The organism is Shewanella sp. SG41-3, from assembly GCF_014164545.1.
Lineage (GTDB): Bacteria > Pseudomonadota > Gammaproteobacteria > Enterobacterales > Shewanellaceae > Shewanella > Shewanella vesiculosa.
On the sequence record NZ_JACJFJ010000007.1, the window covers coordinates 153,608 to 166,432 of the forward strand.

Annotated in this window: 11 protein-coding genes and 1 riboswitch; of the genes, 6 read left to right on the forward strand and 5 right to left on the reverse strand. The window is 40.0% G+C overall.

Annotated features, from left to right (window positions below; translation table 11 throughout):
• The first annotated feature begins 86 nt into the window (after positions 1–86).
• The 6 genes from xerC (at position 87) to H5164_RS14790 (ending at position 7,466) form a co-directional block, all read left to right on the forward strand.
• A complete protein-coding gene (xerC, locus tag H5164_RS14765; RefSeq protein WP_182756882.1) occupies positions 87–1,454 on the forward strand; it encodes a tyrosine recombinase XerC in 1,368 nt (455 codons plus the stop codon).
• Complete coding sequence (locus tag H5164_RS14770) at positions 1,417–3,159, forward strand: hypothetical protein (protein WP_182756884.1); 1,743 nt, start codon at positions 1,417–1,419, stop codon at positions 3,157–3,159. The genes xerC and H5164_RS14770 overlap by 38 nt, the downstream gene beginning before the upstream one ends.
• 7 nt (positions 3,160–3,166) lie before the next feature.
• Entirely contained in the window at positions 3,167–5,290 is a 2,124-nt protein-coding gene (locus tag H5164_RS14775; RefSeq protein WP_182756886.1) for a hypothetical protein, read from the forward strand.
• Positions 5,287–5,727: a hypothetical protein gene (locus tag H5164_RS14780; protein WP_182756887.1), complete on the forward strand. Its 441-nt coding sequence runs from the start codon at positions 5,287–5,289 to the stop codon at positions 5,725–5,727. Before H5164_RS14775 ends, H5164_RS14780 begins: the two co-directional genes overlap by 4 nt.
• A 114-nt stretch (positions 5,728–5,841) precedes the next feature.
• The gene (locus H5164_RS14785) at positions 5,842–6,102 is read left to right on the forward strand and encodes a hypothetical protein (protein ID WP_182756889.1); all 261 of its coding nucleotides are present in this window, start codon (positions 5,842–5,844) and stop codon (positions 6,100–6,102) included.
• Positions 6,103–6,290: 188 nt separating this feature from the next.
• Positions 6,291–7,466 (forward strand): TIR domain-containing protein, encoded by a 1,176-nt coding sequence (locus H5164_RS14790; RefSeq protein ID WP_259396825.1) that lies wholly within the window; start codon positions 6,291–6,293, stop codon positions 7,464–7,466.
• A gap of 106 nt (positions 7,467–7,572) precedes the next feature.
• Here the strand turns inward: H5164_RS14790 and H5164_RS14795 are convergent, their stop codons facing one another.
• The 5 genes from H5164_RS14795 to gbpA form a co-directional block, all read right to left on the reverse strand.
• Positions 7,573–8,223, reverse strand: a complete 651-nt coding sequence (locus H5164_RS14795; protein ID WP_109401574.1) for a hypothetical protein — start codon at positions 8,221–8,223, stop codon at positions 7,573–7,575.
• A gap of 2 nt (positions 8,224–8,225) precedes the next feature.
• A complete protein-coding gene (locus H5164_RS14800; RefSeq protein WP_220492716.1) occupies positions 8,226–9,389 on the reverse strand; it encodes a toll/interleukin-1 receptor domain-containing protein in 1,164 nt (387 codons plus the stop codon).
• A 1-nt stretch (position 9,390) separates the two neighbouring features.
• Positions 9,391–9,879, reverse strand: a complete 489-nt coding sequence (locus H5164_RS14805; RefSeq protein ID WP_109401572.1) for a TIR domain-containing protein — start codon at positions 9,877–9,879, stop codon at positions 9,391–9,393.
• A gap of 90 nt (positions 9,880–9,969) precedes the next feature.
• Entirely contained in the window at positions 9,970–10,506 is a 537-nt protein-coding gene (locus H5164_RS14810; protein ID WP_109401571.1) for a toll/interleukin-1 receptor domain-containing protein, read from the reverse strand.
• 438 nt (positions 10,507–10,944) lie between these two features.
• The gene (gene gbpA / locus H5164_RS14815; protein ID WP_182756891.1) at positions 10,945–12,390 is read right to left on the reverse strand and encodes an N-acetylglucosamine-binding protein GbpA; all 1,446 of its coding nucleotides are present in this window, start codon (positions 12,388–12,390) and stop codon (positions 10,945–10,947) included.
• A 130-nt stretch (positions 12,391–12,520) separates the two neighbouring features.
• A riboswitch (cyclic di-GMP riboswitch) is annotated at positions 12,521–12,619 on the reverse strand.
• Positions 12,620–12,825: the final 206 nt, after the last annotated feature.

Below are 12,825 nucleotides of genomic sequence, written 5' to 3' on the forward strand. Positions count from 1 at the left end.
GCCCAAATTGGTACATTACAGGCCTTAGGATCTTGATAGCAGTAGCAGATACTGGATGAACCAACGATTATTACAAAATTCATCCTGTGGCTTACTTGATCAAATCAGACGATGTACATATAGGTGGTGAAATCATCACCGAAACAGACCCTATAGAGTTTCTGAATGGCCGAAATCTAGGGTCATTGCCTACTATTTATGACCAAAACTGGGGATATGTCGCACCAGTAAACCACTGGTTCATTCATCTTAAAGCGAACAAACGGCTTGAAAATCTAAGTTCCTACGCAAGAGCGCTTTTGCATTATTGGAATTTCCTAGAATCAGAAAAGTTAACCTGGGACGTTTTCCCCTTAGCAAAAGGTTTAAAGCCGACATATCGATATAGAAATGACAAACTTCTCAAGAGTGTTAAATCTGGTGAACTCGCATACTCAACTGCCAACACGTATATGACTCATGTCGTCCAATTTTACTTATGGGCAGCACATGAACGTTATTACCACATCAGCGAGAAACACAAACCCTTCGAAATCGAATTTGTAAGAATACAGAGAAGCGACATGCTGGCTCATATGATGCCTAAATTTCTGGTCCAAACTACAGATTTGCGCATCAGAACGCCAAGGGATGCAACCAGCAATAATATTCGGGGGTTAAAGCCCTTAACTCAAATTGCGCTCACTCATTTAGCTTTGCATTTACGTAATGCGCCTTGCGAATTTAGGCTGATCTGTTTGCTCGCAGCTCAATGCGGCTTTCGTATCCAAGAAGCGTCAGGGTTGACTTTGGCCGCACTAGAGCAATCGGTTCAACGCTCAGGTTCTATAACTCATTTCGAGTTAACAATAGGACCAGGTAATGGTGTACCTACAAAATACAATAAAACTCGAACTATTGAGATAACAAGTCGTCTTTTATCAGATTTGAAAACTTATGCCATTAGTGAGCGACGAATGTGCCGACTTGACAAACTTCTTAGCAGAATTGAGTTACACAAAGGCATCAATGACATAAAAAAATCCCACTCTGTTCATCTCTCAAAGGAAAAACTCGACGCCCTGACCACAGCCCAGCGATACGAACCATTATTTATTAGCCAACAAGGTAATCCATACGACCCAAACACAATAGGCTCGCGCTTTGGAGAAGTTCGCCGCTCAATAATTAAGTCAGGAATACAATTTGAGCATAAGTTTCATGATCTTAGATGTAGTTATGCAACCTACCGACTACATAGCCTACTTGAAGCAGGTATTGAGCCTGCGAATGCACTGAGCTTACTGATGGGGTGGATGGGACATAAGAATGAATCCACAACATGGAAGTACTTGCAGTACCTCAAAAGAAAAGAAGCGTTAAAAGAGAAGATGTCTGTACTAGACAGCATTATGCACCAAGCGTTAGAGGAAGCTAATGAGCAAGACGTTGAAATTAATAGCACCTTGGGTTGAACATCTTTGTATTCCCATACGAAACGGGGCAAACGCACATACTCTCTTAGACTTTAATCGATTCAGGTATCGTGGGGTTCCTAAAACACATGAAATAAAGCAGGGAAATGTTCAGCTATTAGACCGTGATGATATAGCACAGAGAATGTTCATCGCCATTACAGGCAGAGAAGATGCATCACCAGCGACTAAAGGCAACATATTTCTAGCCGCGAGAAGGCACTTTGCATTTTGTGATTCACAAACGCCACCACTTTCGCCGCTATCGGAAATGGCATATGTCAAAGAGTTAGAATATAACTCCATCCGTCAGCGACGAGGAGAAATAAAGGATAGTACTGAAAGCAGACTGCGCTCTGACTTATCTTCCTTATATCAGTGGCAATATCTATCAGTTAAAAATATCGAGCCTTTAAAACTACGACGTTCTAGATGCTCCCAAACAGAGCCGACTCGCGGATATAGTGATGCAGATTTGAAGCAGTTGCTTCCTTTGCTAAGAAGTATTTTTAAGCAGTTGTATCAGCAATTTATTATCGATCCTGAGCTTCATATTCAAGCAAGTTCCAACGCTCAGACAATGGTATTCTCCTGGAAGGGAAAAGATTACCCAGTAGCCGGTGGCGCATCAAAAATTTTTTATGCTGCCACATTCCTCTTAAGTTATTACACATGGAGCAATAGCACCATTTTGTACAGCTTAAGACGTCCACAAACTAAAACCAATGCCATATCAAGTAATTGGTATCAAATGCCTGCATTTAAACGAAGGGCATTTAAAACTATTACTGTAGAGCTAGGGGATCATAACAAGCTAGAAATTCCTAAGTATGCAACCCAATTTTTTGACCAGTTAATGACCGTCTCAAAACTGGTCGATCCTAAACCTGATGGTTTGCTGTTACCGGCTTATAGCTACCGAAAAAGAAAAGTTCAGATGATGAGTGGATGCCTGCTCAATGACTTCAAAGCTAAATGGTTAGCTAGGTACTTTCCGATGACCGATGAACAAGGAGAAATACTATGGCCTGTACCAAGACGCTTCCGCGCCACAGGCAGTCATTTAACTTTGGCACTAAAAGGTACACTGGAAGCTGCAATTCTTCTGGATAACACTCCTCAGACGGTTGCTCATGCATACTCAAGTGGAAACAAGTATGAAAACGATCTGATGAACCGAGATACAAGCCAAACTTTAGAACAGATCGTGCGTGACAGACAAAGTGTGGAGTCAGCGAAACAAAAGGTTAGAGAAGCACAAAAAGTGGAAGTACTTGCCTATGAAGCATACATCCGACGAGCATCTCCTCCCACTCGTAGCGCTCACGGCAGTTATTGCAAAGAGCCGATGGGAGTAATGGCTGAGAAGTTTACATCAAGAGCACGAGCACATGGGCTCATAACTGAAAGTGAAAATCTAGCATGTGCCGATTTGATCAAATGTTGGAGCTGCGGACATCAAGTGCTTGTCGAATCGGTAACTGATTTATGGTGTGCTCTTAGTTTTCGCGAATGCATTGAAGAATCGGCATGCCTGCATATAGATAATGCTCATTATCAGAAAAATTTTGGCGAAGCATTAGCAAAGATTGACCTCCGCTTAAAACAATTAAGTCCCCAAATTGTACAGCAGGCTAGAAGAAAATTAGCAGATGAAGGTCGTCATCCTTTGTGGATAGATGTAGATAGTATGAGTATGAGCTGAGGACGAAATGAAACCACTATTACATTTGCCAATTGAAGCACCTAGTTCACTCAACCTTTACACCGAAGATGTGGAACGATTAGTCAGAGAGCGTAACTGGGACAAATTGAACCAAGTACCTGTATGCATAGATCAACATCAAATATTAAGAGCACACTTCGGCCAAAATCGCTGGGATTGTAGCCCATATGCCTCGGATAAAGGCAGTGATAAAAACCAAAGAGAATTTGATTTCTCTTATTTAGTTGACTCGCCTAACTTGCTTCTTGAAGCAAAACTTATAGCCTATGGCTGGCTATACGAACAAGGGCATTGTTTTGGACAAAAATGCAAACTATCCACTTTGACATCTAGGTTTAATATTGGTTTAAAAAGAGCGTTAGTCAGCTTAAAAAATAACGGAGCCAATAGTTTTAGTGAATTAAACAACCATGATGTCTGGCAAAAATTTGAAATAGATTTGCAAAATGAGTCATTAAGCAAACGCACTCTTGAACTCGCTTTCACAGCTATTCAATCAGTTGAAAGGCTGAATCCGTGGCTACCTTTTCAGTTAATATTACCGAACATCAACTATAGACAGTTGGCAAAAAAGCTTGCAGATCAAGAAAAATTAGAACATAAGCAATCACTTGCTATACCACAAGCATTGGTTAACGTACTGTACGGGCAAGCTGTCAGCTACGTGGAAAAAGCATGGCCACATAGAGAAAAACTCGCCCAACTCGAACGTGATTTACAATCAAACTATGATATTGGCCGTGCAGCTGTAGACTATAAGCTAGCCATCGGTAGATGGAAGTGGCTTTATGATGTGGAAGGCAGGCTTAATAGCAAAAAATACGTTGAGGAAATCAACAAAGCAACTCCTCGTTCTCAATCTGAGATAATCACGCAACATCTTAGGGGAACAGGCTTACTACCCAACCATAATGTTGACGGAAATTGGTTATTTACATGGAGAGCGAATCTTCAAGCCGCTTGTTTTATATGTTGCGGCGCATTCAGCGGAATGAGGGTCAGCGAACTGTTTGAACTCCATGAGGATAGTTTTCGCACTTACACTATCAACGGACAATTATTTCACTCTGTATCAGCGGCAACACATAAGCTTGCAGCTGGTAGAAAAAAAGAAGAGTGGCTCACCAGCCCTATAGTAGAAAAAGCCATATCGCTCGCAATTTCATTGAGCGCATGTGCCCGTGAACAACTGGTAAAACTTGCAGCGCATAGTAACGATCCTGGACAAGTAGATAAGCTAATGGAAACATCAAGTAACTTGTGGCTTAGCCAAGCGCAAAGGAAAAACTTACCAATTCTCATATCTCGTGCCAAATGGAATGATCGGCTGAAAAACTTCGCGAAAAGTATTGGTGCAATCGTTGATGAAAAAGCATTGTCTGAATGTCGTCAGCTTAATCCAAGAAATGGGGGAGCAATAGAGGGCAAAGTTAAGTTAGGAGAACCTTGGCCTTTTCTCACCCACCAATTTCGACGCACTTTTGCCTGTTTTGCCGTCCGCAATGGACTGGGCCACCCTATATCCATTAAGCAGCAATTCAAACATATCCATGTTCGCATGAGCGAATGGTATGGGAATGGCGCAATCGAATCCCGCCTACAGGATATAAAGGTAGACAGTGAGCTAATTAACTTGCTCAACGAAGTAAAACTTGAACAAACAACGGCGCACTTTGATAAATGGTTCAATGGTGATGAAAAGCTAACGGGAAGCTTTGGTAAGGCTATTGTCGCCATGCGTGACGACAAACCTGTGATCTATAGCAACTGGGATAGCTTGTATCGATTGGTTAAAGAAAAACGATTAACTTTACATGGCACCCTACATAGCTATTGTAAAAATGGCTATGAATGTGACATGGATGGAGTAATAAATGCCGCATTCTGCGTTGATTGCCGTGGCGGCGGTAGCATCGTGGATGATAGAAAAGCGTCGTGGTGGCAAAAGAAACATCAAGCATTGAGTAACTATCTGAAGCAGCAATCCGATGTCAGCCATGCAGAGTATGCTCACTGTATTACACAGATTCGAGCTGCCGAGAAAGTGTTGAATGATTTTGGACTGAAATTTGAAAAATATCAGCACCCCTTGCAGGTTATCGACTTATGAAGAAATCGGAAAATACACTTCTCAAACTTGAAGCCGCTTTGCAGCGAATCATCGAACGAAAAACCAAACGAATACCCGATCACCGTAAATTATCGGTTCGTGCTGTAGAGGAAGAAGCTGGATTGGGAAATGGCAGTTGTTATTACTATCCAGATTTCAAGCTCAGAGTTCAATCTGAAGTACAAAAACTAAAGTGCCTTACGCCTGACACCGGAGTTCAAGCCGACGTCGAGATTTTGAGAGAAAAGCGCAACCAAGAAAGAAAGATAAAAATTCAGTATCGTGAAAAAGTTGCTGTATTGACCCAAAGATTAACTTCAATGGCCGCAGAACATCATCAACTAAGTCATGCTCTAAGGAGTGCACTTTCACGTATTGAAGATCTTGAACTTCAGATAGTTGAGCTCAAACAGAGCCAGATTGTGAGAATCAAGTGATTGTATACCTGAGCTAGTTTTACTGCCCTTTGCTGGCTAAACTAGCCAAACAAACAGAGCCAGGAAAACTTTCACATGTGAAAGTTTTCCTGCTTAACCTCAAAGGCAGAGAAGATGGGTAGAAAACTTGAAGACATCATTGCAGAGCAGCCTCAAGAGGTCGTTTACGCAGCCGAAGAGATAGCGTCGAAGCAGTTGATTCAGCTTCGTCTGATGGAGCTACTCAAGCGTATCGGTGCTGATGCAAGTTACCAAATTGATAGCTGTACTATCGATAGCCTACAGCAGTTGAAACAAATTGTTGAATCAGGCGGAGGAAAAATCCGCCTTCATATTGAACTACAAGACGGCTTAAGTCATGGTGTTAAATTGTGATTATATTATATGTGTGAGTTTTTCAAGTAGATTCAATCATGTTATGAATGACATTAACAAGCTGAAATCAAAGGCTCCAGCATGAATAATTACAACTCATCTGAATTGTATTAATATCCAGTTTAGCGGTGACCATAAGGCTGTAAAAAATAATAGGAATTAAGTTTTACCGAAGAAGGATATCAATTATGGGAAGCGTTCAAAGAAAAACAAACAAATATCTCGAGTTGTATCGTAAAAAATTTAGAAAAAAGGTAAGAACTGTTTTGTCATTCACGCCACCGGGAATTAAAAAGAACGATTTTATCAAGTTGTTCTCTGAAATATATCCTGATGACATTATTAGCATGGAGAAACACTTTAGATTTTATCAAGAAAAAAACAAACGACGGAGAAGAGGAAAGCCTCTTTTTTTTCCAAACCCATCAGAGCTATTGTATAGTTTAGCTAAACCCAAGTTAAATGATATTTGTGAGCGAGATTTTGATTTTTCCCAAGCTCAGATGGCGAAAAAAGAAGCTCTGGTAGAAGCCCAATTAGATAGCAATAGAAAGAAAATAAATTACAGAAACAACAACATATCAACACAATTCGTCACTCCTAACTATATTAGTCTGCTTATTGAAAAATATTGGCACGAAAAAAATAAATTGCGTAGACTTTTAATAGTTATCGAATGCAGCAAGTACAAAAATGAAAGTACTATCTTTTTCTTTAGACAGGTGATGAGTGGCGAAAAGGATTGGTTTATACGAAATTATTGCTTAAGGATACTTCAACGATTTGATGAAGTTGTATATCTTCCACCAAAAGGAAAAGGGGCGCAAGAAAAATACAACACCTTGGTAAAGCATTTCGGTTGCGACTATAAGGAAGATATAGGAAGGACTCCTGAAGATATTGTGAAGGAGCTATATGAGAATGATTACATAGAACATGCAAAATATTTCGATGTATTCATATCTCATGCAGTTTCAAATGCAGACATGGTTGATGAATTTGTTTTTAAGTTAAATTCATTAGGGCTTGTCGCTTTCGTTGACTGGAAAAGCGATAGGCAAGATTTAAATAGGAGTAAATTTAGTCATTATACACCAACAATACTAGAACTTAGAATGAGACAATCACAAAACCTGATTCTAATTCGGACAAAGGAGTCAGATTTATCTAGTTGGGTAACTTGGGAAATTAATTACTTTTCTAAACTAGGAAAAAAAATCGCAGTTCTAAACTTAGACAATGAACATGGTAAATCAAATGAATTAATCAACACCTATCCAGCAGTACGAATTATAGATGGTAATATTCTTGTATTTAACAAAAGTAAACAGCACAAGTTGGTAGACTGGATAAATGAAAGTTAATCATACGCGCAAAATAATGTGTCAACTTATACCTTAAACTTTATTTGTAGTGCATCTAAAAATCATCAGCACTACAAATTGTTCTCTTAAATTAGAACGATAAGCCTTAGTCAGGTTTCCAGTAGCGATCTTCCATCTCGACTGGTTGAATCTCAGGACTAGCAAATCTTTCTTCTTTTGTTGAGATGCCTAAACTATTATGGAAGAGTCTGACATAATCTAAATCATTATAAAGGTCACTATCTAGTGGTTCATTCATAAGCTCTGCAACTTTTAATGTAGCACCGCCTGTCGAGATAACTGGCACAATATCTTTATTTGGCTGAAGTTTCTGAAACAGGTTAAACTCATCAATAACCCCACCCATTCCACCAATAAAAACAGCAGCTTTGAAATTATTATCTGCGAACATTCGCTCTCTCATGTGAAGCAAGCTTTTCTCAAGATTGTTTTCTATGTTTTTTGTATATACTACATTTTTAAAATTTTTATTATCTTGAGGGAACTGATCTTTAAAATATAAGGACTGATATAGTTTTACCCATCTCTCGTAGTCAAAACCCATTTCCTCCGCTACAATTTTTATCATTGGAGTTATTGCTGGATGACCTCCCCATACCAAAACTCTACGTCCCAAGGTAACATGAATTAATGCTCTAACAGCTGAAGTAATCGCTACAGAATTAGACGAATTTGCAAACTCAGGAGCTCGTTTAGGATCTGGTACACTAGCAGATAAAAAAATAAAATCGTCCATTTTCAAAACTCCCAACCAGCCAGCGACCAAGCTGCCTGAGTAATTTTCAACCCTCGCACAGACTTGATATTCTCATCTAACCATTGCAAATGATCAGACCAAGCTTTTCTAATTCCTATATCGTCATATACAAGAACTGGGAATCCTTTATCTGGATTTGACCGAGCCTTAATTGCAATATCATTTAAAGTCTCAGCGGTTGGAATCCCTACGACAGGATATAACCAGAGTTTTCTATCATCAATTAAACGAATGGCAATTGCTCTATGAGCACCAACACCCTCGAAGCGAGCACCAATACGTTCAACATCAGCCCGAAGACGGCCTGTAATAGACATATATCTAGCCGCTATACTACGACTTCTAACACTTTCTACCTTAAGAGAAATTTCTTCTATTTTTTCAATAGTTAGCGGCCCACTATAGTTTTCTAAGTCTTCATTGTCTAAGTAGATAGTTTCTGACAAATCTGCCATTTTATTTGGCTCATGGTTAGGCCAAACTACGCGCAATACATGAATCTCCTTAGCTCGGGCACGACCGATTTCTTCACGAGTCCATCTACTTTCGAAATAAGTAGGTGTATCTAGCATGATTAACACATCGGAGTCACAAAGCTTGTGCCAAAGAACGTCCTGAAAAGGCTCTCCAGGACGTATATCATGCGTATCAAGGAATACATCAAATCCTTTTCTCATAAGAAGATCGTGTATCTGCAATGCAGCATCACGTGATTCAGTCCTGCGATAACTCACAAAAATTCGCCTTTGACGGCGCAGTAAGCCTACACACTCCATCATTAATGTTGCAAGCTCTTTTATTTCTGTATCTTGTCCATTTAGACAAAATCCATTTGTGGGCTGTAAAAATTCAGGAATACATATTGAAAACTGCTCCAAACTATTAACCACAGGAATTATTGGAACACTTTCAGTGAATATTGAGTTTGCAGCGTCTATATCAACCTGAGGTAGCCCTCCAAAATAAACAGCAGCAAAAGCTGAAGATCTATTTCTTTGTTTTACAGTCTCTGCATCATAGATTATGATTTGATTATCGATGTCAAGTTCAAACTCAGAGGCCATCTGCTGAATTGAATTTATTAAACTTTGTCTTTGCTTAGGAGTAACACTACCTAAAACAGCAAACTCATAAATCCCCATCATATTATCGACCTGCTGCTTTAGCTGCTTTCTCTATCCAAGTAGCGATATTTTTATATCCATCATCATTTACCCAATCATAGGTTTCATACATCTCTGAAAAATATGTTTTATTACCATTATTTTCGATGTACCAATAATCTAGAGGGTTTTTACCCTTGGTATCAGTGCCTTTTTGTGGGTCTTTAACACTATGAATGTCTATTGCCAATATACCTTTCTTTAGTTCATAGCTACGTTTGATTTCATGACGTACCCACTTTCTATCATAAGTCTCAGCGCCAAATAGAACTACTGTAACAGATGTCCCCTTGAGTTGCTCCTCAATCCACTGTTCTATGCCACCTGAACGCCTCTTTGCTTCTTCAAACTCAGCTTTATCATAGAAAGGTTGAGCCTCACCTCCAGGTCGGACAACCCAAGAGTTCCGAACCTGGACAACACGCCTAACATCACGCTCGTAATGAAAACTAAAGAATACTTTTCTAGCCATATATTACTCCCAAAACAATCATCACGTTAAAAGTGCTATTCTGTCATTCCACTTTAACTAAAATGGGAATGTGAGACCTTTATTTACGCACTAATAGCTATCAGGTGATTTACCATTTAACCAGTCTTTCATTGAACAATATCCAGATTTAACGCTATTAACCCAAATAGTAGTACCAACTACGTCTATATATGGATAAAGTCCTAAGTACTCTTGACCAGCAAAAGAACTTTCATCGGATTTTGCAATGGGAAATATAGCAATTCTCCCATTAATTCCATCGAAATACCCGCACTCCCAAGGCATCCACTTGCTGATAGTAGAGTTCGATGATGTTAAAAAAAGTAAAGACTGGCACTGGGACATACGCTTTCGCAATGTTTCAGCTGTCTCAACATCCACCGAGGAACGGTCTAACTCTTGTTCATCAATCCAGTCCACATATACAGATAAATCATGGTCTTCCAAGTATTTTTTAACAGCAAAAACCAAGTCTTTATCTCGATAGCTATGGGATAAGAAGACATCAAATTTTTCATGATCAAGGCTCCGATTAGAAGCACTTTCACAAGCAAGACTACTTTTGCTTAGGTAAGACCTTAAGTCTGATTCTTTTAATAGAGCCACTGTTATCCTCTAACGGGAACTGTTTAATAAGAAAATATTAACAGCTGACATAACCAACTGCACATAATGCAGTATGGTTATATGCTGGTCAAATAGAAGACCCTAAGAACGCGATGAAAGGTGCATCCATCACTTTAAATGAGAAGCATTTGCTCACGTGAGATTCTGGAAAAATGTATTATAGGATCTACATTTTTAGGAAAAGGAGTGAAAAATCCCCATTTCCTTGGAAAAGGCTACTAAATCTTACCCCACAAGGCTTTCAAGATTTATTTCAGAATCGACTTGTGGGAGTAAGCCAGTACCATGAGATAAGTTATCTGATAATCAATAAAAAACCGTGAATTCCTTAATCGATATTCACGGTTTTTTTATCTTTATTTAAACCTAAAAAAGAGCTTTAAACCTATTTGAATCTCTTAATATGATGTTCCGATTTTACAATTCAGTCCATGCTACCGCCCAAGAAGCTCCTACGCCCGGCTCATAACTGGTAGCAGAAGCTGACCACTGCATACAGTAGCCGCCATATGGGAAAGGTTTACATTGATAAACCTTACCTGTCTTAGGTTGCAAAACCTTAGTGCCGGTAACATAACGCGTCACTTCAGCTGGAAACACGAAGTCGGCTTCTGGTACTGGTAGCTCATCCTTTAAAAACACATCAAAGTTCTGCTGGATGACATCCCCTTGCTGAGGTTCACCTTTAACTTGTAAGTGATAATGGCCAACTTTAGGTGCTACAACCTCCAGCACTAAACTCGCATTGGTATTATTAACCGCTTGACTCACAAATCCAGATGCAACGCCATCATGATTAAATAAATAAGCTGACACTTGCATAGCGGAATTGGTTGTCACATCAAAACTCACTTGAGCCGCACCATCGTTGATTTGAATTGCATCAGCAAGCGAGGTCACATCGAGTTGATTCCCTGGGGCAGGAGCTAAATCAAACTCGACTTCGACACGCTCAATACCTGAATCAGTTAGGGTAAAAATATCATTTTTACCGTAAACCGGCATGATACTGCCAGCGGCATTCTTTTGTCCTGCATTGAGTTGTGATTGCTGCGCATTAATAGTGCTGGCAAGAAGGAAAGGCCAATTCTGTTTATCACCTTGAGTCGCATCGGTAATTGTAATCGTGGTTTGCTTAGAGAGCTGCTCGCCATTAGCATCAAATACCCTGGTCATCACTTTGTCACCAGCCTTGAGATCCAGTGACGGATTAATGTCACCCACATCTTGCCACTCGTTAGGGATTCCCGGGCCTGAACTCAAATTGACATCAATAGCATTATAGAAACTATTGCTGGTGTCACCGACTTGCCATACGGCTAAAACAACATGGTAACCACTTAGTCCCTCTGGCACGTAACAGTCATGAGTAACTAATTTAGGTGGCTGAACCATGCCACCATCGACCACACAAAAAGGCGCTAAATCGAAACTCGCGCGGCTTAAGGCTTGGTTTTGGTCCCAACCCTGGCGAGTAATATAATAGCGCCAGTTACGGGTGACATGGTTAGCGGTAAACTGCCAAGTAAATTGCTGCCATCCGGCGTTGATATCCGTTTTAGACCAACGGACCGGACTCTGAACATCTAGAGGAGAAAAGGCACCATTTGCAGCGCTCGCTAACTTACCATCTTCAGGGCCTGATTCAGGGAATCCCGAAGGCCCTTCAACACTTTGTGGCTCCCACTGAACGGCGCCACAGCTTGCATTATTGCCAGTTTTACAAGCGTATGAGCGTGACTCTGGCGATAGCACATAACCATGCGCTTCAACAGACAGACTGACGAAAGAATTTGCAGCCATGAGTGAGGCTGCGAGTAGGCTTAACTTAGAAACATGAGGTAAAACAGGAAGATTTGCCACTTATATGCACTCCATTGGTTACCTATTACTTAAAAATAAGTGATAGGCCTCGATATCAATATCAAAGTGGTATTTTGGCAAACAACAGCGTTAAAAAAACGGCTGTTCGTTTCACGCAGAACCTGAGCTCTGCGGCAACTCCGCTATCTTAGTTTCGTAAAAATTAATTTACCACCTTAGACCGGAAGCTTTGCGTCCTAACTTTTCAATTAGTTTGCCAAATACTATGAGTGTTAGCTTGGAGATAACGCTATTTATAACAAGGTATCAACTAACACGACTAACCTAACAACAAATATCAACCGTGTCAAAAAATATAAAAACAATAAAATACAATCACTTAAAAAGCACATTCAGTGTTGGCGTGGGCTCAAGGCGACATGATTTTTATCTGCTACTCTCTAGCATTTAGGAGCTCAGGTTCATGCTGTTGTA

Coding starts and splice junctions, on each gene's coding strand:
- H5164_RS14770 (WP_182756884.1), top strand. CDS start 1,417: ATGAGCAAGACGTTGAAATTAATAGCACCTTGGGTTGAACATCTTTGT.
- H5164_RS14775 (WP_182756886.1), top strand. CDS start 3,167: ATGAAACCACTATTACATTTGCCAATTGAAGCACCTAGTTCACTCAAC.
- H5164_RS14780 (WP_182756887.1), top strand. CDS start 5,287: ATGAAGAAATCGGAAAATACACTTCTCAAACTTGAAGCCGCTTTGCAG.
- H5164_RS14785 (WP_182756889.1), top strand. CDS start 5,842: ATGGGTAGAAAACTTGAAGACATCATTGCAGAGCAGCCTCAAGAGGTC.
- H5164_RS14790 (WP_259396825.1), top strand. CDS start 6,291: ATGGGAAGCGTTCAAAGAAAAACAAACAAATATCTCGAGTTGTATCGT.
- H5164_RS14795 (WP_109401574.1), bottom strand. CDS start 8,223: ATGGACGATTTTATTTTTTTATCTGCTAGTGTACCAGATCCTAAACGA.
- H5164_RS14800 (WP_220492716.1), bottom strand. CDS start 9,389: ATGATGGGGATTTATGAGTTTGCTGTTTTAGGTAGTGTTACTCCTAAG.
- H5164_RS14805 (WP_109401572.1), bottom strand. CDS start 9,879: ATGGCTAGAAAAGTATTCTTTAGTTTTCATTACGAGCGTGATGTTAGG.